24 protein-coding genes are annotated in these 20,653 nt (G+C 47.3%); all 24 read right to left on the minus strand.

Annotated features, from left to right (window positions below; translation table 11 throughout):
- Nucleotides 1–4: 4 nt before the first annotated feature.
- A complete protein-coding gene (locus PEPTYR26121_RS00400) occupies nucleotides 5–1,030 on the minus strand; it encodes a deoxyguanosinetriphosphate triphosphohydrolase (protein WP_180498136.1) in 1,026 nt (341 codons plus the stop codon).
- Between the two features lie 8 nt (nucleotides 1,031–1,038).
- Nucleotides 1,039–1,872: a pyruvate, water dikinase regulatory protein gene (locus tag PEPTYR26121_RS00405; protein ID WP_180498138.1), complete on the minus strand. Its 834-nt coding sequence runs from the start codon at nucleotides 1,870–1,872 to the stop codon at nucleotides 1,039–1,041.
- Nucleotides 1,862–2,485: a transcriptional regulator CcpN gene (ccpN, locus tag PEPTYR26121_RS00410; RefSeq protein WP_180498140.1), complete on the minus strand. Its 624-nt coding sequence runs from the start codon at nucleotides 2,483–2,485 to the stop codon at nucleotides 1,862–1,864. The genes PEPTYR26121_RS00405 and ccpN overlap by 11 nt, the downstream gene beginning before the upstream one ends.
- A gap of 7 nt (nucleotides 2,486–2,492) precedes the next feature.
- Nucleotides 2,493–4,586, minus strand: a complete 2,094-nt coding sequence (glyS, locus tag PEPTYR26121_RS00415) for a glycine--tRNA ligase subunit beta (protein WP_180498142.1) — start codon at nucleotides 4,584–4,586, stop codon at nucleotides 2,493–2,495.
- Nucleotides 4,579–5,466, minus strand: coding sequence for a glycine--tRNA ligase subunit alpha (glyQ, locus tag PEPTYR26121_RS00420; RefSeq protein WP_180498144.1), 888 nt, complete (start codon nucleotides 5,464–5,466; stop codon nucleotides 4,579–4,581). Before glyQ ends, glyS begins: the two co-directional genes overlap by 8 nt.
- Nucleotides 5,467–5,479: 13 nt before the next feature.
- Nucleotides 5,480–6,190 (minus strand): DNA repair protein RecO, encoded by a 711-nt coding sequence (gene recO / locus PEPTYR26121_RS00425; protein WP_180498146.1) that lies wholly within the window; start codon nucleotides 6,188–6,190, stop codon nucleotides 5,480–5,482.
- Entirely contained in the window at nucleotides 6,171–7,067 is an 897-nt protein-coding gene (gene era / locus PEPTYR26121_RS00430) for a GTPase Era (RefSeq protein WP_180498148.1), read from the minus strand. Before era ends, recO begins: the two co-directional genes overlap by 20 nt.
- 1 nt (nucleotide 7,068) lies before the next feature.
- Nucleotides 7,069–7,476 carry a cytidine deaminase gene (cdd, locus tag PEPTYR26121_RS00435; protein WP_246285857.1) on the minus strand — a complete coding sequence of 136 codons (408 nt, stop codon included), beginning with the start codon at nucleotides 7,474–7,476 and terminating at the stop codon, nucleotides 7,069–7,071.
- Between the two features lies 1 nt (nucleotide 7,477).
- Nucleotides 7,478–8,185 carry a diacylglycerol kinase gene (locus PEPTYR26121_RS00440; RefSeq protein ID WP_180498150.1) on the minus strand — a complete coding sequence of 236 codons (708 nt, stop codon included), beginning with the start codon at nucleotides 8,183–8,185 and terminating at the stop codon, nucleotides 7,478–7,480.
- Nucleotides 8,172–8,636: an rRNA maturation RNase YbeY gene (gene ybeY, locus PEPTYR26121_RS00445; protein ID WP_180498151.1), complete on the minus strand. Its 465-nt coding sequence runs from the start codon at nucleotides 8,634–8,636 to the stop codon at nucleotides 8,172–8,174. Before ybeY ends, PEPTYR26121_RS00440 begins: the two co-directional genes overlap by 14 nt.
- Nucleotides 8,623–9,600 carry a PhoH family protein gene (locus tag PEPTYR26121_RS00450; protein WP_180498224.1) on the minus strand — a complete coding sequence of 326 codons (978 nt, stop codon included), beginning with the start codon at nucleotides 9,598–9,600 and terminating at the stop codon, nucleotides 8,623–8,625. The genes ybeY and PEPTYR26121_RS00450 overlap by 14 nt, the downstream gene beginning before the upstream one ends.
- A gap of 50 nt (nucleotides 9,601–9,650) precedes the next feature.
- Entirely contained in the window at nucleotides 9,651–10,073 is a 423-nt protein-coding gene (locus PEPTYR26121_RS00455) for a hypothetical protein (protein WP_180498153.1), read from the minus strand.
- Nucleotides 10,070–11,065, minus strand: coding sequence for a flotillin-like protein FloA (gene floA, locus PEPTYR26121_RS00460; RefSeq protein ID WP_180498155.1), 996 nt, complete (start codon nucleotides 11,063–11,065; stop codon nucleotides 10,070–10,072). Before floA ends, PEPTYR26121_RS00455 begins: the two co-directional genes overlap by 4 nt.
- 1 nt (nucleotide 11,066) lies before the next feature.
- Complete coding sequence (locus tag PEPTYR26121_RS00465; RefSeq protein ID WP_180498157.1) at nucleotides 11,067–11,747, minus strand: NfeD family protein; 681 nt, start codon at nucleotides 11,745–11,747, stop codon at nucleotides 11,067–11,069.
- 81 nt (nucleotides 11,748–11,828) lie between these two features.
- A complete protein-coding gene (locus tag PEPTYR26121_RS00470) occupies nucleotides 11,829–12,272 on the minus strand; it encodes a GatB/YqeY domain-containing protein (RefSeq protein WP_180498159.1) in 444 nt (147 codons plus the stop codon).
- A 19-nt stretch (nucleotides 12,273–12,291) separates the two neighbouring features.
- Nucleotides 12,292–12,471: a 30S ribosomal protein S21 gene (rpsU, locus tag PEPTYR26121_RS00475; RefSeq protein ID WP_068367335.1), complete on the minus strand. Its 180-nt coding sequence runs from the start codon at nucleotides 12,469–12,471 to the stop codon at nucleotides 12,292–12,294.
- A gap of 109 nt (nucleotides 12,472–12,580) precedes the next feature.
- Nucleotides 12,581–12,919, minus strand: a complete 339-nt coding sequence (locus PEPTYR26121_RS00480; RefSeq protein ID WP_180498160.1) for a histidine triad nucleotide-binding protein — start codon at nucleotides 12,917–12,919, stop codon at nucleotides 12,581–12,583.
- On the minus strand, nucleotides 12,900–14,222 hold the full coding sequence (mtaB, locus tag PEPTYR26121_RS00485) for a tRNA (N(6)-L-threonylcarbamoyladenosine(37)-C(2))-methylthiotransferase MtaB (RefSeq protein ID WP_180498162.1): 1,323 nt from the start codon (nucleotides 14,220–14,222) through the stop codon (nucleotides 12,900–12,902). The genes PEPTYR26121_RS00480 and mtaB overlap by 20 nt, the downstream gene beginning before the upstream one ends.
- Nucleotides 14,219–14,941 (minus strand): RsmE family RNA methyltransferase, encoded by a 723-nt coding sequence (locus PEPTYR26121_RS00490; RefSeq protein ID WP_180498165.1) that lies wholly within the window; start codon nucleotides 14,939–14,941, stop codon nucleotides 14,219–14,221. Before PEPTYR26121_RS00490 ends, mtaB begins: the two co-directional genes overlap by 4 nt.
- Nucleotides 14,938–15,849, minus strand: a complete 912-nt coding sequence (prmA, locus tag PEPTYR26121_RS00495) for a 50S ribosomal protein L11 methyltransferase (protein WP_180498167.1) — start codon at nucleotides 15,847–15,849, stop codon at nucleotides 14,938–14,940. Before prmA ends, PEPTYR26121_RS00490 begins: the two co-directional genes overlap by 4 nt.
- On the minus strand, nucleotides 15,849–16,979 hold the full coding sequence (gene dnaJ / locus PEPTYR26121_RS00500; protein ID WP_180498169.1) for a molecular chaperone DnaJ: 1,131 nt from the start codon (nucleotides 16,977–16,979) through the stop codon (nucleotides 15,849–15,851). The genes prmA and dnaJ overlap by 1 nt, the downstream gene beginning before the upstream one ends.
- A gap of 110 nt (nucleotides 16,980–17,089) precedes the next feature.
- On the minus strand, nucleotides 17,090–18,922 hold the full coding sequence (dnaK, locus tag PEPTYR26121_RS00505; RefSeq protein ID WP_180498171.1) for a molecular chaperone DnaK: 1,833 nt from the start codon (nucleotides 18,920–18,922) through the stop codon (nucleotides 17,090–17,092).
- Nucleotides 18,923–18,972: 50 nt separating this feature from the next.
- The gene (gene grpE, locus PEPTYR26121_RS00510) at nucleotides 18,973–19,512 is read right to left on the minus strand and encodes a nucleotide exchange factor GrpE (protein WP_180498173.1); all 540 of its coding nucleotides are present in this window, start codon (nucleotides 19,510–19,512) and stop codon (nucleotides 18,973–18,975) included.
- Nucleotides 19,513–19,520: 8 nt separating this feature from the next.
- Nucleotides 19,521–20,546, minus strand: a complete 1,026-nt coding sequence (gene hrcA / locus PEPTYR26121_RS00515; RefSeq protein WP_180498175.1) for a heat-inducible transcriptional repressor HrcA — start codon at nucleotides 20,544–20,546, stop codon at nucleotides 19,521–19,523.
- Between the last annotated feature and the right edge of the window lie 107 nt (nucleotides 20,547–20,653).

The raw sequence follows: 20,653 nt of genomic DNA on the forward strand, positions 1-20,653 counted from the left end.
GCTTTTAAAGCGTATGCCAATCTTTTGGTACGAACAGTTCTTTCCAGAGATTTATGGCGAAGCGATCGGTCATACCGGCGATGTAGTCGGTAACCGTATCGTCGTCGCTTACGCCGTGTTTTTCCGCGAATATAAGATGCTCTTTCGGGATCGCTTCCCGATGCTCCATAAAGTAAGAATAGAGATCTTTTATGAGTCTTTCTACTTTGCCGTCTTCACTCTTTACCTTTTCATTGAAATATACATTTTGGAACATAAACTTCCGCAAAGAAATCATGGCTCCGTAAATGTCCGCCCCCATTCCGATAGCATCCTCCTCGATTCCGTAGTCGATGACGCTTTTTACGAGGGCGGTAATCCTCTCGGAATGGCTCGTCCCTAGAATCTCCACTACTTCTTTCGGAATTTCATCCAATGTAAGAACACCGGCTCGAATGGAGTCGTCGATGTCGTGGTTTAAATAAGCGATGCGGTCGGCGAATTTTATAATTTGACCTTCCAAGGTATGGGCCGGATTGGCGCTCTGCTCCTTGGAGTGATGTAAAATTCCGTCTCGCACTTCCCAGGTCAGATTAAGTCCCTCTCGATCGGGCTTGGATTCCAGCAGGTCTACGACGCGCAAACTGTGCCTTGCGTGATCGAAACCTTTCGGATTCAGATCGTTCAACACCGCTTCTCCGGAGTGACCGAAGGGCGTGTGCCCCAAGTCGTGACCGAGGGCGATGGCCTCGACGAGATCCTCATTTAAGCGAAGACCTCGCGCAATGGTCCGCCCGATTTGCGCCACCTCGAGAGTATGGGTCAAACGCGTGCGGTAGTGATCTCCTTCCGGAGCGATAAAAACGTGGGTCTTGTGCTTTAAGCGGCGAAAAGCTTTGGAGTGGATAATGCGATCTCGATCCCTCTGATAGCAAGTTCTCAATTCACAGGGCTCCTCCTTTTGAAGACGCCCCTTGGAATCCGCGGCATGGGCCGCCTTTTCAGAAAGGATAGCCTCCTCGATCTGTTCCCAGCGTTCCCTTAAGAGCATAAGATCACCTAAAATCTTTCTCGCATATAGTCGTTAATTATTTCCGCCGTCTCTTCTATAGCCTTGTTGGATACGTCGATAATAGTGCATCCGATGTCGCGCATAATGCGAACGGAATAATCCACTTCCTCCTCGATGCGATCTACATTGGCATATTTCGCAGAGGAATTGAGCCCGAGAGCGCGGAGACGCTCTTCGCGAATGGTGTAGAGCTTTTCGGAATTTGCCACAAGCCCGAACAGGCGACGGTTGTCTTTTTTATAAACTTCTTTCGGTACAGGCACTTCCGGCACTAAGGGCACATTGGCAACCTTATACAGCTTGTTGGCCAAGTACATGGAAAGAGGCGTCTTCGATGTGCGGCTGACGCCCACGAGGACGATATCCGCCTTTACAATGCCCCTCGGATCTTTTCCGTCGTCATATTGTACGGCAAACTCAATGGCTTCTACTTTTTTAAAGTAGTTATCGTCTAAACGGCGAATAAGCCCGGGCTGACGCATAGGTTCGTAACCTAAGATCGACTCCAACTGATCCATAGGCGGGCCCATAACATCTACCGTATGAAGATGGAGTTCTTTCTCTTTGCGCTTAATATACGCTCTGGTATCGGCGTCCACATTGGTATAGACAACGAGACACTTTTTATATTGTGCCGCCTCTTCCAACAGCGGCTTTATTTGGTCCACCGTGTTGGTATAGGGGAATCGCTTGATCATAAAATCCGAGGTATCAAATTGCTTCACCGACGCCTTGGCAATAAGTTCTCCGGTTTCGCCGATGCTGTCGCTAATAACATAAACCATTAATATATTGTCTTGATCCGGCTGATTACTGTTCATCGTCTCCCCCTAAATCTACCATTAAACGGTTAATATTAGTCTTTGTGATGCGTCCCACTACTTTTAAATCTTTCTCGCTCGAAATTACGGGCAATGCATCGATTTCACCTTGCTCGATTTTAATGCAGGCCTCGTAAATAGAATCTTCGGGCCCTACACTGATAATATTGGGCATACGCGTCATGATCATGGAAATCGGCGTCTTTTCCAGGTCCACCGTACCTATAGCGGAGCGAAGTAAGTCTTTTCGCGAAACACAGCCCACTAATTCCCCGTCGCGGGTAATAAAGACCGTGCCGATATTCTCCAAAAAGATCGTGCAGATCACGTCGTAGACGCTTGCCTTTTCGTCTTGAACTACGGGTACACTCATAATTTCTTCCACTTTTATGGATTCCAGAACATCTCGTATACGCACGAGTTCCGGTTTACCTTTATAGTAGTAACCGACTTTCGGCCGAGCGTCTAAATAACCGAGCATGGTCAAGACACTGAGATCGTTTCGTATGGTACCTCTGGCAAGATCCAAACTTCCGGCAATATCATCGCCGATAATCGGTCCTCGCTCTTTTACGATGGCGATAATTTCCTCTTGCCGCTCCGTCAGTTTCATTTAGCACCTAACTTTCGACAATTTGTTTTCCGTTAAATTCCCTTTGTACTAAAGAATTGATTTTTTGCACGAGTTTCAAGCGGTTAATCTTGAGCTCTTCCTCTTCCGCCATGACCATAACATCGTCAAAGTACTTATGAATAAGTTCGGTTAAGGTAGCTAAAAGCTCCAAATATTCTAAATCTTTTCGCTTGCCATAGAGTTCGCTCAAGTCGTCTTCGATACTTAAAACGCCACGATAAAGGGCGAATTCCGTCTCCGTCATTAGAGATTCGTCGATGGCGCCTTCTAATGTTTCTGCTTTCGACGCCAGATTTTCTACACGGGTAACGGCCTCGAGGAAGGATTTGCGATCTCCTTCGCTGAAGAAAGTTTGCAGAGCAGTTGCCTTTTCAAAAATGCGAAGGCTGTCTTCTCCGGGGATGTCGTTAAGGGCTTCGACGATGTCGTAGCGAATACCCTCTTCGTCGAGCATGGTGGTAATACGGCCGCGGAAAAATTCCAAGATTTGGCGGCTCACTTCTTCCACATCGAAGACAAGGCCCATTGAATCTACAAAACCGAATAAAGATGCGTCGATACATTCGCTCAGGGGAAGTTCCCAACGCTTTTCGTTGATCATGCGTAAGATACCGATGGCCTTACGACGAAGAGCAAAGGGGTCCTGGCTTCCCGTCGGGATTTGACCGATAGCGAAGAGACCGCAGATCGTGTCGAATTTTTCCGCTAAAGATACGATCGTACCCGTCGTCGTTTCGGGAAGTTCGGCGCCGCTCGCAACGGGCATGTACTGCTCTTTAATGGCGGAGCAGACAATATCTTCTTCCCCGTCGAGCTTGGCATAAATGCTTCCGATAATGCCCTCAAGCTCTGTAAATTCCTGAACCATATTGGTGGTCAGGTCGGCCTTGGAAAGATAGCAGGCTCTTTGTGCCGATTCGACGGTCTTTTCATTGACTGCTAAAATTTCGCCGATGCGCACGACGAGATTGGACATGCGCTTAGATTTGTCCGCCATGGTTCCCAGTTTTTCTTGGAAGACGATACCGTTAAGGGCGGGCACATACTCTTCCAGTGGACGAGAGCGGTCGTTTTCGAAGAAGAAACGAGCATCTTCCAAACGAGCTTCCAATACTTTTTCGTTGCCTTTGGCTACGATATCTTTATGTTCCTCGTTGCCGTTACGAATGGTAATAAAGTATGGAAGAAGGTCGCCTTCCGGACTGTACACCGGCGTAAAACGCAAATGTTCACGCATAGGTGTGGTGATGACAACTGCAGGTAGTGCCAAGTATTTTTCCTGAACATTGCCGAGAACCGCCGTGGGATATTCCACGATAAAAGTAAGTTCTTCTAAAAGATCGTCGTCTGTATGAATTTCTCCACCATTGGATTTGGCCATGTGGCGAATCTGATAGAGTATATTTTCTTTGCGCTTCTCGTGATCTAAAATGACGTAATTCTTTTCAAGAAGCTCTTCGTAATGGGCCACGTGATCGATTTCAATGGCGCTACTTCCTAAAAAGCGATGGCCTCTCGTAATATTTCCCAAATCGATTCCCTCTAAATCGAAGGGTACAACTTTTTCATCGAGCATGGAGACGAGCCAGCGAATGGGACGTGCGAAACGAATATTCTTACCGCCCCAGCGCATATTCTTCGGGAAGGGAATATGGTGAATGGCATCGGGGATAATTTCAGCCAAAATAGCTTCGGCCGACTGACCTTTTTTATGAATATGTGCGTAGACATAATCATTGCCCTTCAGTTCTCGCACTTCAAGATCATCTTCCGTAACGCCCTGGCTCTTCATAAAGCCCATGAGCGGTTTGTTGATCGATCCGTCTTCTAAATAGGCAATTTTTTTAGCCGGACCCTTGACCCAGTCTTCAATATCTTCTTGGGATTCCGCTATGCCGTGAATCATAAGGCTTAGACGGCGAGGTGTAGCGTAAGCTTCGATGTGATCAAAAGCTAATTTGTTTTCATCTAACCGCTTTTCTACATCGGCGCGAAAAGCATTTAATGCGTTGCGCACGTAGGAAGATGGCAACTCTTCCACGCCGACTTCGATTAAATAAATGGTTTCCGGATTACTCATGATCATCCTCCGCTTTCTCTATAAGAGGGAAGCCCATAGCTTCTCTCTGTTCAATGTATTTTTGTGCAACGAGTCTTGCAAGATTACGAACTCTTGAAATGTAGGAGGCCCGTTGAGATACGGAAATAGCGCCTCTCGCATCGAGTACGTTAAAGGTGTGGGAACATTTTAAAACATAATCGTATCCCGGTAACACGAGATCTAATTCCAGTACGCGACTCGCTTCTTTTTCGTAGATATCAAATAGGTTTCTGAGCATATCCATATCCGCTACTTCGAAACTATACTTGGAGTGCTCGTACTCCGCCTTTTTAAAGATATCGCCGTATTTAATGTGGCCGTTCCAATCGATATCGTAAACAGTCTCTACATTTTGAAGATACATGGCGATACGCTCGAGCCCGTAGGTAAGCTCCGCACTTTCAAGATCGCAGTTAATACCGCCTACTTGTTGGAAATAAGTAAATTGTGTAATCTCCATACCGTCGAGCCAAACTTCCCAACCGAGGCCCCAGGCGCCGAGAGTCGGGGACTCCCAGTTATCCTCTACAAAGCGAATGTCGTGCTTCAAAGGATCGATGCCCAATGCCTCTAGGCTCTTCAGGTAAAGCTCCTGAACATTTTCAGGGGACGGTTTCAAGATAACTTGTAACTGGTGATGTTGGTAAAGACGGTTCGGATTGTCCCCGTAACGTCCGTCCGCCGGACGTCTCGACGGTTCAACATAAACCGTACGCCAGGGCTCGGGACCGAGGGTTCTTAAAAAGGTGTGGGGACTCATGGTACCGGCACCTTTTTCCGTATCGTAGGCTTCTAAAACCGTACATCCCTGTTCATTCCAATAGTTTTGTAATTTCTGCATCATGGCTTGAAAATGCATTGTTTCCTCCCCCCTACATCCTTAATTGTAGAGATTGAATCTTATCCAGGTCTAAATTAACTTTCAAATAACGGATTAACAGGCCGTAGCAGTTTTCTAAGGTCCGTTCTTCCATCATATCTAAATTTATCTTATCTAATGAAGTATATAGCAAATGACGAAATGTGTAAATATCCGCAGGATCGACGGCAACACCGCCGGGAATATACTCCCCTTCGACAATGCCTCTATCCGGCAAAAAATAGGCTTCCTCTCCGTCCGCGATTGGAATCAAAGGGCGATAACCCATAAAGGAAACATATTTAATCACGAAGCCTAAAAATAAAGGTAAAGGCTCTTTTTCAGTGCTGAGTTCGTGAAGCGTTTTTCGCAAAAGAGAAAAAATACGGGGCGTCCCCTCCCCCTCCATACTGCTTCTGTCGACAATTTCCACGATGGCCGAAGCGTATATGAGGCGGTCATATGACGATCTGAGACCCAAATTGGTCTGCAAGATTTTGCCGCTGTTGAGATAGTAAAAGGAACGTCCACGACTCAAGCGATATAGACCGAAGGTGAAGACCTCGCTCAGGGGCAGGAAACGGGAACGTCTCGATTTTGCACCCTTTACAATGACCGATACTTTTCCCTTCCGCTCCGTATAGAGCCTGAGAATACGGTCGCTTTCGCCGTAAACCGTCTCGCTCAAAACGACGCCCTGACACTCAATCCGTTCGGTAGCCAAAAGCTTTCACCTTTTCGGCTTTTTCTCGCCAGTTCTTGCTGACTTTTACCCAAAGCTGAAGATTGACCGGGCTATCGAGAAATACCTCGATTTCTTTACGAGCTTCCATACCGATGCGCTTCAACATCTGGCCGCCCTTCCCGATAATAATACCCTTGTGAGAATCTCGCTCCACGTAAATTGTGGCCTGAAGATCCATCATATCCTTGTCCTCATAGGGGCGCATGCGGTCGATGGATACGGCGACTCCGTGAGGAACCTCCTCGTGTAAATAGAATAGGGCTTTTTCACGAATAATTTCCGAGACGATAAATTTTTCCGGCTGATCGGTGATCATGTCCTCGGGATAATATTGCGGCCCCTCGCTTAAATAAGAGAAGATCGTGTCGATCAGGTGTTCGATATTTTCATCTTTTAAGGCGGAAACGGGAACGATATCGTCGAAAATATCCATTTCCGAGAAACGGGCGATGATGGGAAGTACTTCATCCCTCGGCGCCGTATCCACTTTATTAATGACGAGAATAGCGGGTACGTCCTTGGCCAATTTTTCGATGGATTCCAAAATCATTTTGTCCTTGGAACCGAGGTAATCGCTCATGTCCACGACCATGATCACTACGTCCACTCCCTCTAGGGAAGACTCACTGGCTTTAAGCATGTAGTCTCCCAGCTTATTGCGCGGCGATTGAATCCCCGGCGTATCTGAAAAGACGATCTGTCCGCGGTCGTCGGAGTAAATCATGGTGATCTTGTTCCGAGTCGTCTGGGCCTTATTCGATGTTATGGATATTTTTTCTTTTAATATACGGTTCAGCAGAGTGCTCTTCCCTACATTAGGTCGACCTACCACGCTGACAAAACCTGATTTATACATATTATTCTCCTTTAAGACTTTCCGGCCCGAAACTATGGGGCAATAAATCGTCGAGGCGATAAGTAGCGTATTCTTCCGTATTGCGTGCGATTATAATCTCTGCATCTTTTCCGAATTCGCGAATCACCTGACGGCACACGCCACAGGGATAGCCCATATCTTCTCCCGCCACGACGGCGATTCTTTTGATACTTTTCGCCCCTTCACTTACGGCTTTAAAAATAGCCACTCGTTCGGCACATACCGTGGGAGAAAAGGCAGCGTTTTCAATATTACAGCCTTCATAAATATTCCCGTCGTCGGCAATTAGCGCGGCACCTACTGAATAATTGGAATAGGGCACATAGGCTCTTTTTTGAGCCGCCATGGCGCGCTCGATCAGTTCTTTTGTCTCTATTTCTCTATTCATATCAACCCATCCAAACAAAAATTATAACGGCGATGGCGATACCTAATATGGCTCCCGCTACCGTCTCCATCGGCTTGTGTATTTCCCCTTCGATTCGGCTTTCAGCCACTAGAAAAGCCAGGCCGAATGCCAAGGCGGCGATAAATCCGTTCATGGAAATGAAAGCGATGGAAGCCGCCATACAAAAGGCCAGTGCGGAGTGACCGCTGACGGCCCCTCCTTGAAAATAGCTTCCCCCGTTTTTCCGATGATACAGAAGTTTAAAGCCTACGGTTAAAATCAATACGATCACGATAGCCACAAAGGTTAAGTGGGGTCCGGAGTTCTTAATTCTTACGAGGACCACATCGGAAAAACTCATAATGCGATCAAAAAATAAAAGATAGCCCGTTACGGCGGCATTTATTCCCGCTAGAAGTACGGCGCCGGCACTGATATCTTTTACGAGCTTGGCGATAGGGTGGTATTCCTGTGTCACCATGTCCACCAATCGCTCGATGGCCGTATTAAAAAGTTCCGACACAATAACGAAAGTGACGGCGAAAAGCAGTGAAATAAATTCAATACGGGACAAATTAAAGAGCAGACTAAAGGCGATGACGCCGAGGGCTGCCAAATAATGAAACTTCATATTTCGTTCCGTATGGATGGAACTGATAATGCCTTGAACGGCAAAATTAAATGATTTTATAAAATTACCGCGCTTCATCTTCTTCCCTTTCAAAAGCGGCGAGGAGCTCCTCTTCTCTTTCACGCATGATCCGCTTTTCTTCCTCTTCCATATGATCGTAACCTACCAGATGGAGCAAACTGTGGACGGTAAGATAGGTGAGTTCTCTTCGGTAAGAGTGGCCGAATTCCTCCGCCTGCTCCTTTACTTTTTCCGTATTGATGATCACATCACCGAGATTGCGATAATCGTCGAAAGCCATGTCCATAGGAAAGCTCAAGACATCGGTGACTCGATCGACTCCTCTATAATCTCGATTGAGTTCTCGAATTTCCTCGCCGTCTACAAAGCTTACGGAAACTTCTACTGTGTCTTCATCGCAGATTTTATCCGCTACGAAGGCGATCAACCGCCGAATCAGATCCCGATCTTCCTCTGCCAGAGAAAGGGACTTTTGGCGATCGTCGATTAAAAGATCAAGATGGCGCATTTTCCTCACCTTTATTCCGATCTTTCTTCTCTTTCGCCTGTTTTTCCATCTCTTTATCGTGACGTTCGTAAGCCTCGATAATTCTTTGAACCAGAGGATGGCGCACGATGTCCGTCCGTCCCAGGCGAATAATGTCCACGCCCTTTACCCCGTCTAAAATACGGAGAACCGTCTTCAGGCCCGACTGCTTTCCTCGAGGAAGGTCGATTTGGGTAATGTCTCCCGTAATAATGGCTTTGGATCCGTAGCCTAAACGGGTTAAGAACATTTTCATCTGCTCGTTCGTCGTATTTTGCGCTTCGTCTAAAATAACATAGGCATTGTCCAGTGTACGGCCACGCATATAGGCTAAGGGCGCCACCTCGATGAGTCCTTTTTCCAAATATTTTCCGAAGGCGTCTTGCCCCAAAATCTCAAACAAGGCGTCGTAAAGAGGACGCAAATAAGGGTCTACCTTCATTTGTAAATCTCCTGGCAGGAAGCCCAGATTTTCACCGGCTTCCACTGCAGGACGGGTAAGAATAATGCGATTCACTTCTTTTTCTTTAAAGGCCTTCACCGCATTGGCCATGGCGATATAAGTCTTTCCCGTACCCGCCGGGCCGATGCCGAAGACCACATCATTGCTTCGAATAGCGTCGAGATAGCGCTTTTGCCCCAATGTTTTTGGACGAAGAGGCCGACCCATTTCCGTATAGACGATGACATCGTCTAATAGGGTGTTGATACTCTCTTCGACGCCGTCATTGACGAGATCGATGCTGTAACGCACATCTCGTTTGTCGATCTTCTTTTGCCTTTGAATGGCTTCCAGTAGATTATGAAGCACGATTTGGGCCTTGCGGCACCCTTCTTCCTCGCCTTGTACCTTGAGCCCGCTACTGTCTTGCGCGACGGTAACCTCAAAGGCTTTTTCGATCATTTTAATGTTTTCATCTAAATAGCCGAACAGCTCTTTTAACATGCGAGGTTCGTTAATTCCTATTTCAAAAGTCTCTTGCAAGAACTTCTCCTTTACTTCCGTTTACACTTAGGTTGACTTAAAATTTCCTGATACATTACCGGGCGCACCGCCGGGTCGTAGCTTTCCACAAAATCAAGAGGATGGCTTTCTTTTTCCGGAACTGATTTTATCTCCCGTTCCTCGTCCTGAACAATATCGAGGATCTTCCTATCCACCTCTTTTTTACGTTCTGTCAACTCTTCTTTATTATTTTTTTCTTTATTCTTATTATCGCCGAAGGCTGTCGATTCAAGTGATGATTTCGGCGGGGTCTTGCCTCGGGCAATGGCCCGCTGCACTTCAATAGGGACGCCTTGGAAATCTTTTTTCAGGATGTCTTTCTCCCTCATCTTACCGTTCTGCTCGTCGGCAACTTTTTTCACGTTCCGATAAATGGCAAAGCCCAGTATGAGCAGCCCTAAGAGAGAACTCATACTCGATCGCCGCCGGAGGCGTTTTTATCTCCACTCTTGGCGATGGCTTCGCGCATGGAGGTGTCGCTCTTCATGTTTTCAAGCTCGTAATAATCGTTGACGCTCATAGAGCCGTTTTTGAGGGCCTCCGCCAATGCCTTGGGTACTTCCGATTGAGCTTCTACGACGCGGGCATGCATGGCTTCCACTTCCGCACGCATTTCCTGTTCACGAGCGATCGCCATGGAACGGCGTTCGCTGGCCTTCGCCTCGGCGATACGCTTATCCGCTTCCGCCTGATCGGTTTGCAGTCTCGCGCCGATATTGCGGGCCACATCCACATCGGCGATGTCGATGGAGAGAATTTCATAGGCCGTGCCGGAGTCCAAACCCTTTTCCAGTACCACCCTGGAAATATTGTCCGGATTTTCCAATACCCCTTTATAGGTTTTCGAGGAACCGACGGTGGTGACGATCCCTTCCCCGACTCTGGCGATAATGGTTTCTTCGCCGGCACCGCCGACGAGGCGATCGATATTGGCACGTACAGTTACTTTCGCAATGACGATCACCTCGATGCCGTCTTGTGCCACGGCGGAAATTTTCGGTGTTTCAATAACCTTCGGGTTGACGCTGACTTGTACCGCTTCGAGAACGTCGCGGCCCGCCAAGTCGATGGCCGCCGCTTCTTCAAAGTTCAGCTCGATATCCGCCCGTTGAGCGGCTATCAAGGCATCGACGACGGCGTCCACATTCCCACCTGCCAGGGAGTGGCCTTCTAAAGCGCCGATATTGAGTTCCATGCCCGCCTTGGTCGCCTTAATCATAGGATTTACGATCCGGCGAGGTTTTACGCGACGCAAACGCATACCGATAAGATCGCTCAGGCGTACTTTCACGCCCGAGAAAAACGCCGTAACCCATAGCCCTACGGGGACCATAGTAAGAATGACAAAGACGGCGACAATAATCAAAAAGATCAACAGTCCCCCTAAAATTTTTCCGATTACCATATTAGGAAACCTCCTTTACATAAACAGATTTTCCGCGAATAGCTACGATAACTACATCGCTGCCCTTTTCAATAAAAGAGCCTTCCGATTGTACCGTAAGTTTTTTTCCGTTAAACTCGCCGATGCCCGTGGGCCTAAGGGTCGTTACGGCGACGCCTTTTTCTCCGAGACTTCGGTCGAGCATTTTTTGAGGATGAGCCACTTCATTCGATATAAAGGGCTTAAGTAAAGTGATCTCATCGCCCCTTTGGACAAAGTTTTTTATCATCAGAGCGACTATAATGGCGGCCACGATAAACGTGACTGCGGCCTGAGCGCCGCCGCCCATGGAAAGGGCGATCGATATAAGAAACAGAAGTATGCCGCTGATCCCCGCCACGCCGAAGCCCGGGAGGATGAGCTCGAGAAAAAAGAGAGCTCCGCTGATTAAAAAAAGTAAAAAGGTAAGAGACGATGTAATCCCCACTCCGATGCCCAAAACAAAATAAAGACACATGGCGCCCAGGCCGAAGATCCAGCTCTTGGAGCCGCTCCTGGAAAAGAGAGCATTTACGAGGGCCACCAGGGCGAGGATCACCAATACCGAACGTAGAAAATGAACTCCCGTGAGCATATGGCTCGGGATTTTTTCGCTTAGGGCGGTCGATAAAAAGCGGTCCATTATTTTAAAAGGCACATTCATATCCATTCCTCCTAATGGATTTATACCCGTCAATTTACCCTATAATCGAAAGTAACCCGGAGAACAATTCCCCGGGTTATCTTAATTTAGAATGCGATTTACAATTGCATTAACTGCCTTACCGTCGGCACGTCCTTGAACCTTCGGCATGATATTTTTCATCAGAAGACCCATCTGTTTCTTCTCGGTAATGTTGTTTTCTTCCATTACCTTACGAATCATCGCTTCGAGTTCTTCCTCCGATAATTGTTCAGGCATATAATTTAAAAGAACATCAATTTCCGCCTTGGTGGAATCGATAAGGTCATCCCGTCCAGCTTTTTGAAATTCTTCGATGCTTCCGCGTCGTTCTTTAATTTCCTTAGCTATGATTTGAATGACATCGTCGTCATTTAGTTCGACGTGATCGTCCACTTCTTTTTGTTTGATGGCGGCCCGTACCATGGTAATGGTATCTTTCGTTCTTTTATCCTTATTTTTCATTGCAGTTTTAAGATCCTGCATTAAGGTTTCTTTTAAAGACAAAACAACACCTTCTCAACGATTAGTATTTACGTTTTTTTCTACGTGCTTCTTCCGATTTTTTCTTACGCTTTACACTGGGTTTTTCATAATGTTCGCGCTTGCGAACTTCCTTTAAAACACCACTGGAAGCACATTGTCTCTTGAATCGTTTTAAAGCAGATTCTAAAGACTCGTTTTCTCCAACGCGGATTTCCGACATGATTTTCCCTCCCCTCTTTAGAAAAGAGTGATTAGTCTTTTCGACTAAATTCTTAACTATTATACACGTTTAGGGAGTTGAATTCAACAAAAGCTGTCGTCTAAATAATTTAACCCGGAGGCCATTGTAAACTTCTGCCACCTAATACGTGGAAATGTATGTGTTTTACCGACTGACCGCCGTCCTCGCCGATATTATTTACGACGCGGTAACCTGCGGACAGATTTTCCTTTTTCGCCAAATCGCGAATTTTCGTAAAGATATAACCGATCAATTCGCTATCCTCATCTTCAAGGGCATCGAGGGAATCGATATGTTTTTTGGGAATCACCAAAAAATGAGTGGGCGCTTGAGGTTCGATATCGCGAAAGACGAAGATCTTATCGTCTTCGTAGAGACAATCCGATGGGATCTCGCCGGCAATAATTTTACAAAACAGACAATCCATGCTCATTCTCCTTTCCGATGCGGCCCCTTAATTGGCCTCCATCTTCTCCCTCAATTGTAACATATTCCAGGAGATTCTGAAGATTTTTATCACTTTTCACGGCGACACGCAAATAATTTGGAGTATAACCGAAATAGAGATCGTCTTTTTCTTCTTCAAAGAGCACGGGATAGCTTTCACCTGCAAGTTTTTCAATAAACTCCCGGTGCATTTCTCTTCCCAGCTCGATCATTTCCCGGGCACGCTCTTTTTTCACATCCCCGTGAATCTGATCTTTTCGCTTGGCCGCCGGCGTATTTTTTCTACGACTGTAGGGGAATACATGGAGATCGCTGAAGGCCATTTCCCTTACAAACTCATAACTCTCTTTGAAATCTTCGTCACTTTCTCCCGGAAAACCTACGATCACATCGGTGGTAATCCCCGCATCGGGATAATACTTTCGGATGCGCTTTACCGCCTCCCGGTATTCGTCGGGGGTGTAATTGCGGTTCATGTCCTTTAAAGTTTGGGCGGCGCCGCTTTGAAGAGAAAGGTGGAAGTGTGGCATAAAACTCTTTAAATCCTTCACCCGTTTTAAAAACTCGTCGGTTATGGTCATGGGCTCTACAGAAGAGAGGCGAATTCTCTCGATTCCCTCCACCTCGTCGATGGCTTCGATTAAATCCACGAGGGAAAGTTCTTCTTCCAAATCTTTTCCGTAACTTCCGATGTGGATCCCCGTGAGCACCACTTCCCGGAAGCCGTTTTTCCCGAGGCGTTCAGCCTCTTTGACGGTGTCTTCTATGTCTCTTGAGCGGATAAAGCCGCGGGCGTAGGGAATAATGCAATAAGAGCAATATTGATTGCAGCCGTCCTGCACTTTCATATAGGCTCTCGTACGGCCTTCTACTTCTTTGATGGCGAGGTTTTCAAAAGGATCTCCCTGAGCGTGTTTTTCCACATCGACGATCTGATCCGCACCCTTAAACAATTCTTCTAAATGGCGAGGAAGTTCTCCGCGATTTTTCGTGCCGAGAACTAAATCCACGCCTTCGATTTTCGCCACTTCCTCTTGGGAAACCTGGGCGTAACACCCGAAGACCACCACTTTACAATGGGGGTTTTTCCGCTTGTGGCGGCGAATGATTTGCCGACTCTTCCGATCGCTTTCGTTGGTTACGGTGCAGGTGTTAATGAGCACCACATCGGCGTCCTCTTCTGTATCGAGGACATAGCCTTCTGCTTCGAGCATTTCCTCCACGGCTTCGGTTTCGTATTGATTCACTTTGCATCCCAATGTGTAAATTTTAAAGCGTCTCAATCTCTTCCCCTTTCCATTAAACGGCGTAAAACATAGGAGGCGACGATGCCCGCCGTCTCCGTTCGTAAAATCGAATCTCCCATGGTGACGAAAATTGCCCTGTCCTCGAGAAGATCCACTTCCCTGGGGGATAAGCCACCTTCCGCACCGATCAGAAGATAGACGGTACCCGTTCCGTCGAAGGAAAGGTCCAGTATGTCCCTTTCCTCTTCCCCTTCGTAACAGACGACGAGGACGTCCTCTTCTCCCAGATTTTCTACGAGATCATCTATCGTCCAGAGGTCGCCTATATCGGGAATAAGGCTTCTATTGGATTGTTTGGCTGCTTCTTCTGCGATTTTTTCAAATCGCTTTCGCTTGACCTCGTATTTCTTCGAAAGATTGGAGACGGAACGATCGGTTTGAACGGGAATGAAGCCGTCGATGCCGCATTCCGTGGCGTGCTTTAATACAAGCTCCGTCTTCTGGTTCTTCCCCACACCTTGGCAAAGGACGAGGCGGCCCCGATTCTCTTCTTCTCGAATCTGCTCCTCCACCATCACAAAGGCTTCGTCTTCTATAATGTGAAGCTTACCGAGATACTGAACTCCCTCGTGGGCGAGGAGAATCTCCGCCCCGTCTTCTTTTCGGAGCACGCGAAGAAGATGGAAACTGTCTTCTCCATCTAATCGCGCATAATGTCCGACAACAGGTTTTTCCTGTACAAAAAATTGTCTCAATCTAATCGCCTCGCTGCCACCGCCGACCAATCGCCGTCGGTCTTATCGTCGAGAAGTTCGAAGCCTTCTCTTTCAAGAGCGTCCTTCACATCTTGCAGCTTTTCTTTTAAAATCCCCGATGCGATGTAAATCCCGTCGAGCTTGACGTGGCCCTTCACATCGTGGAGCATGCCGATGATCACCTCGGCGAAAATATTGCTCACCACCACATCGGCGGATTCCTTCACTACGCTGAAAAGATCCCCTTCACGAATGTCGATAGAATCGAGCATGTTATTTTTTATGGCATTTTCTTCCGTGGCGATCATACATTGGGGATCTAAATCCACGGCGATCACTTTCTCCGCGCCGCTTTTCACGGCGACGAGGGATAGAATGCCGCTTCCGCAACCGATATCGATGACGGTGTCCCCGGGCTTAATATATTCTCTTAAATAACGGGAGCAAAGATAACTCGTGGCGTGATTGCCGCTACCGAAGGCCATGCCCGGATCCAAAATAATAATCTCTTCTCCTTCTTTAGGCTCGTGATCTTCCCAAGAAGGCACGATCGTAAGGCCCTCGTCGATGGAGATGGGATGGAAATAGGATTTCCAGTCGTTGGCCCAATCCTGATCGGGCACATCTCCCTCTTCTACCTCAAAGCCCATTTCCTCTGCTCGTCTTTTAATGGCGAGCCTTTCCTCCTCTTGAGAGGAATCGAAATAAGCTTTTAACTCGAAGCGATTGACGTCGACCTCCAGCACATCTTCGTCGATGGCGTCCCAAATAAAGCCGCCCTCTTTTAAATTGTCGATGGCATCTCCCGAGATTACCTCGTAACTGAGGACGCCCTGTTCCTGAAGAAAAAGTTCCCCTTCTTCTTGGCGACGATGATCGCCCTTAATGATGAGCATTTTATATTGCATTAGTCAAAAAAGTCCTTTATTTTTTGTATAAATCCCTTTTCCTGCTCGGTCTTAGTCTCGCCCTTTTTGTTGCGAAGTTCTTCAAGCAGCTCCCGCTCTTCGGCAGAAACTTTCGTCGGCACGAGAATTTTTACGGTAAAGAGCAAATCTCCTGCCCCTTCCCGTCGCAGGAAGGGAACCCCTTCACCTTTTATTTTAAAAGTCTCGCCGCTTTGGGTGCCGGCGGGAATATCGTAATCGATGATTTCTTTTAAAGTAGGCACTTGAATGGTGCCGCCTAAGACGGCGTCCTCATAGCGAATGGGAATGTCCACATGGAGATCATTGCCTTCACGACTGAACACGGCATCCTCTTCAATATGAAGATAAATGTACACCGTGCCCGCCTGTCCTCCGTTTTCTCCGGCGTGGCCTTCTCCCGACATGGTGATCACACTGCGGCTGTCTACCCCGGCGGGAATACGAATATGGAGCTTTCTGTTAACCGTCTCCCGTCCGCTGCCGTGACAATGCTTACAGGGCTTTTCAATGACGGTCCCTGTTCCGCCGCAATCGTCGCAAGGCACGACGCGCATAAAGCGTCCGAAAGCCGAGGAGGTAGCTTGGCGCACCTGTCCGCTTCCGCCGCAGGTTTCACAGGTGTGGATGCTCTCATCGTCTTCCGCGCCGCTGCCATGACAGCGGGAACATTCTTCGGTTCGGCGAATTTGAATGTCTTTTTCCGTGCCGAAAACCGCCTCTTTAAACGTAAGGTTCAAGTCATAGCGAATATGGGCACCGTCGCGGGGCGCTTTCGCCGTGTTGCCGCCGGAAAAATTGGCGCCGAAACCGCCGCCGAACATATCGAAGATGTCGCCGAAAATATCGCCAAAGCCGCCGAAGTCTCCGCCGCCGGATGCTCCGAAATCATTCTTCAGTCCTTCTTCTCCGTACACATCGTAAGTTCTCTTTTTCGTTTCGTCGGAAAGCACTTCGTAGGCGAAATTTACCTCTTTAAATTTCGTCTCCGCCTCCTCGTCTCCCGGATGAAGGTCCGGGTGATACTGTTTGGCTTTTTTACGATATGCTTTTTTTATTTCAGAAGATGTGGCCGTGCGCTCGATCTCCAAAATCTCGTATAAGTCTCTCATAAACACCATCACTTTCTAATCGCTCAAATAGTGTTATCATACCCTAAAAACGGCTGCTAGGGAAGATATAAACTAAAAAAGGGCACTTTCGTGCCCCTTATTAGTTTGTTTTATTTGTCGTCTTCGTCTTCGTCGACTACTTCGTAATCGGCATCGACGACGTCGTCATCTTGAGCGGCTCCTGCGTCAGCTCCGCCGGCTTCCGCTTGAGCTTGTTTATATAATTCTTCCGAAACCGATTGGAAAGCGGTTTGAAGTGCTTCGGTCTTGACTTTGATGGCGTCGAGATCATCGGTATCTTTTACGCTCTTCAAGTCTTCGATGGCATCTTCAACTTTCTTCTTGTCATCTTCGGAGATTTTGCCGTCTACATCTTTCAACGCATTTTCAGATGCATAGATTACGGAATCTGCGTTGTTTTTGATTTCGATGGCTTCCTTTTTCTTCTTGTCTTCTTCTGCGTGGGCTTCCGCTTCGCGAACCTTTTGATCGATTTCGTCTTCGGTCAAGTTGGAAGAAGAAGTAATGGTAATGTGTTGTTCCTTACCAGTACCCATGTCCTTAGCCGATACATTGACGATGCCGTTGGCGTCGATGTCGAAGGTTACTTCGATTTGAGGTACGCCGCGGCGAGCCGGTGCAATGCCGTCTAATTGGAAACGACCGAGGGTGACGTTGTCGCTTGCCATTTGACGTTCACCTTGTAAGACGTGAATGTCGACGCTGGTTTGATTGTCGGCTGCCGTCGTAAAGGTTTGGCTCTTCTTCGTGGGGATCGTCGTATTACGTTCGATTAGGCGAGTGGTTACTCCGCCCATGGTTTCGATACCTAAGGAAAGGGGTGTAACGTCTAAGAGTAATAAGTCCTTGACATCGCCGCTTAAAACACCTGCTTGAATAGCCGCACCTAAAGCGACACATTCGTCCGGGTTAATGTCTTTTTGAGGTTCTTTTCCGACGATGGATTTAACTAAGTCTTGAACTGCCGGTACACGGGTGGAACCGCCGACGAGGAGAACTTTGTCGATATCCGACGGAGAAAGATCGGCGTCTTTTAACGCTGCTCTTACCGGTTCTTCCGTCTTCTTAACGAGGTCGCCGGTCAATTCGTCGAATTTCGCGCGGGTAAGATCCATGTTCAAGTGTAAGGGACCGCTGGCATTGGCCGTAATAAAGGGAAGGTTGATATTCGTGCTCATAGTAGAGGAAAGTTCCTTCTTCGCCTTTTCAGCCGCTTCTTTTAAGCGTTGCAAGCTCATGCGGTCGGCCTTTAAGTCGACGCCGTTTTCTTTTTGGAAGTTTTCAGCGATCCAATCGATTACGCGTTCGTCGAAGTCGTCGCCGCCTAATTTATTATTACCACGAGTGGATTGTACTTCAAATACGCCGTCGGAAAGTTCCAAGATGGAAACGTCGAAAGTACCGCCACCTAAGTCGTAAATCATAATGGTGCTGGATTCTTTATCTTCATCTTCACCATAAGCGAGGGCCGCAGCCGTCGGTTCGTTGACGATACGTTTTACATCTAAGCCTGCAATACGTCCTGCGTCTTTTGTCGCTTGACGTTGAGCGTCGGTAAAGTAAGCGGGAACGGTGATGACCGCTTCGGTGATGGTTTCTCCTAAATAGCTTTCCGCATCGGATTTCAGTTTTTGAAGAATCATTGCGGAGATCTCTTGGGGAGAGTAATCTTTGCCGTCGATGGTTACTTTGTGATCGCTTCCCATGTGACGTTTAATGGATGCGATGGTTCTTTCCGGGTTGGTGATGGCTTGACGTTTTGCCGTTTCACCTACGAGTCTTTCGCCGTCTTTTGTGAAAGCGACGATGGACGGTGTCGTTCTGTTACCTTCGATATTCGGAATAATAGTGGATTGTCCACCTTCCATAACGGCTACTGCCGAGTTTGTTGTACCTAAGTCAATACCAATAATTTTAGCCATATTAAATCCTCCTGATTTAAACTTTATTTTTTACTTTTAATCTATATTAATTATTTTGAGACCTTGACCATGCTGGGTCGAATGACGCGGTCGCCGAGTCGATAGCCTTTTTGCAACACGTCGATGACGGTGTTTTCCTCAACCCCTTCTTTTTCTTCCATAACCACCGCATGGTGTAAATTGGGATCGAAGGCTTGGTTTAAGGCGTCGATTTCCACGATGTCGTTTTTAGCAAGTTCGCTGCGGAACTGATCGGCGATCATTTCCATGCCCTTGTAAAAATTTTCATCCTGTACGTCGTCTACCATAAGGGCTCGCTCGAAATTATCGAGAACGGGAAGAATGTCCATGGCCAGTTTTTCCATACCCATGGCGTGCATTCTCGCCTTTTCCTCCGTGCTCCGTCTGCGGAAATTACTGTAATCCGCCTGGAGGCGAAGGTATCGGTCTTCCAATTCCTTGTACTTGTTTTCGTCTTCGTTTTCCACGACCTCTTCTTCTTCGACTGTCGTCTCCGTGGTCGCCTCTTCATCTAATGTCGTATGTTCTTGTTCGTCGATCGTTTCCTGATCTTTATTTTCTACTACCACTTCTCACCTCAACGTTCCTTCCCAAGGCGCCGGCTCAAGGCATCCGTAAACGCCACCAGCGCATTTGCCGATTTCCTATAATCCATGCGAACCGGTGCGATCAAGGCCACTTTTCCGAATTTAGAAGAGCTTAAAGGATACACCCTTCCCAACAAACTGTTGCCCTGCATCACATCGGCGTCGTTTTCACTACCGATTTTAAACTCCACATCGGAGGATGTGGAAAGTTCGTTAAACAGCCGTAGGAGATTATCCTTTTCCTCCACATAGCGCAAAAGCGACTGCACTCTGGATACATCTTTAAATTCTTCGTACCTGAAAAGATTTCCCACGCTACTAATCGCCACTTCCATATCGTCCACATTGCCTGCAATTTGAGAAAGCAAGCTCGTAATGTGAAGGACGAAAGATTCGTAGCGAACCAATTTGCCGGATAAAACAAATTTTACGCCGTCGATGGCATCGAAGGATGTTCCCACAAATGCCCTTGAAAGAACCTGAGAAATATATTCCAGATCCCCTTCGTCGACGGAAAATTCCATGGGAATCATTCGTTTTACCACGACGCCGCGGTCGCCGACGACCAGCAACATGACGAAGTAATCCGAAACCGGAATTAAATCGAGGTACTTGATCTTTCGATCGCCTCCTTTGGGCATCATCATCAGCGCCAAACTGTCGGTTTCATGGGCCAGCGCCTCTACAGCTCGACGATAAAATTCGTCGGTGCCGAGCAAATGCTCGGGCATGGCTTCCACAAAACGTTCGACGAGGGAATCTTCACGATTGATCTCGGGAATTAATTCGTCTACATAAAATCTATAAGCATCTTCCGAGGGGATCCTCCCGGCGGAAGTGTGGGGCTTCATTAAAAGGCCCAACGCCTCCAAATCGCTCATTTCGTTTCGAATGGTAGCCGATGAAACGGCGAGACCCGATTCCTTTGAAAGTGTGCGACTGCCGATGGGAACAGGCGATGCGATATAAGACTCGATAATTCGATTAAGAATATCTAATTTTCTCTCATCTAACATCTTATCGCTCCTCCCTTCTCTGTTAGCACTCTTTTTAGTTGAGTGCCAATTGCTTATGGTCTTAGTATACACGGGCTTTTAGCACTTGTCAAGCTTGAATGCTAAAA

Origin of the sequence: Aedoeadaptatus nemausensis (assembly GCF_903819165.1) — a bacterium.
Classification (GTDB): Bacteria; Bacillota; Clostridia; order Tissierellales; family Peptoniphilaceae; genus Aedoeadaptatus; species Aedoeadaptatus nemausensis.

Coding starts and splice junctions, on each gene's coding strand:
- PEPTYR26121_RS00400 (WP_180498136.1), bottom strand. CDS start 1,030: ATGCTCTTAAGGGAACGCTGGGAACAGATCGAGGAGGCTATCCTTTCT.
- PEPTYR26121_RS00405 (WP_180498138.1), bottom strand. CDS start 1,872: ATGAACAGTAATCAGCCGGATCAAGACAATATATTAATGGTTTATGTT.
- ccpN (WP_180498140.1), bottom strand. CDS start 2,485: ATGAAACTGACGGAGCGGCAAGAGGAAATTATCGCCATCGTAAAAGAG.
- glyS (WP_180498142.1), bottom strand. CDS start 4,586: ATGAGTAATCCGGAAACCATTTATTTAATCGAAGTCGGCGTGGAAGAG.
- glyQ (WP_180498144.1), bottom strand. CDS start 5,466: ATGCATTTTCAAGCCATGATGCAGAAATTACAAAACTATTGGAATGAA.
- era (WP_180498148.1), bottom strand. CDS start 7,067: ATGTATAAATCAGGTTTTGTCAGCGTGGTAGGTCGACCTAATGTAGGG.
- cdd (WP_246285857.1), bottom strand. CDS start 7,476: ATGAATAGAGAAATAGAGACAAAAGAACTGATCGAGCGCGCCATGGCG.
- PEPTYR26121_RS00440 (WP_180498150.1), bottom strand. CDS start 8,185: ATGAAGCGCGGTAATTTTATAAAATCATTTAATTTTGCCGTTCAAGGC.
- ybeY (WP_180498151.1), bottom strand. CDS start 8,636: ATGCGCCATCTTGATCTTTTAATCGACGATCGCCAAAAGTCCCTTTCT.
- PEPTYR26121_RS00450 (WP_180498224.1), bottom strand. CDS start 9,600: ATGTTAAAAGAGCTGTTCGGCTATTTAGATGAAAACATTAAAATGATC.
- PEPTYR26121_RS00455 (WP_180498153.1), bottom strand. CDS start 10,073: ATGAGTTCTCTCTTAGGGCTGCTCATACTGGGCTTTGCCATTTATCGG.
- floA (WP_180498155.1), bottom strand. CDS start 11,065: ATGGTAATCGGAAAAATTTTAGGGGGACTGTTGATCTTTTTGATTATT.
- PEPTYR26121_RS00465 (WP_180498157.1), bottom strand. CDS start 11,747: ATGAATGTGCCTTTTAAAATAATGGACCGCTTTTTATCGACCGCCCTA.
- rpsU (WP_068367335.1), bottom strand. CDS start 12,471: ATGTCGGAAATCCGCGTTGGAGAAAACGAGTCTTTAGAATCTGCTTTA.
- PEPTYR26121_RS00480 (WP_180498160.1), bottom strand. CDS start 12,919: ATGGATTGTCTGTTTTGTAAAATTATTGCCGGCGAGATCCCATCGGAT.
- prmA (WP_180498167.1), bottom strand. CDS start 15,849: ATGCAATATAAAATGCTCATCATTAAGGGCGATCATCGTCGCCAAGAA.
- dnaJ (WP_180498169.1), bottom strand. CDS start 16,979: ATGAGAGACTTATACGAGATTTTGGAGATCGAGCGCACGGCCACATCT.
- dnaK (WP_180498171.1), bottom strand. CDS start 18,922: ATGGCTAAAATTATTGGTATTGACTTAGGTACAACAAACTCGGCAGTA.
- hrcA (WP_180498175.1), bottom strand. CDS start 20,546: ATGTTAGATGAGAGAAAATTAGATATTCTTAATCGAATTATCGAGTCT.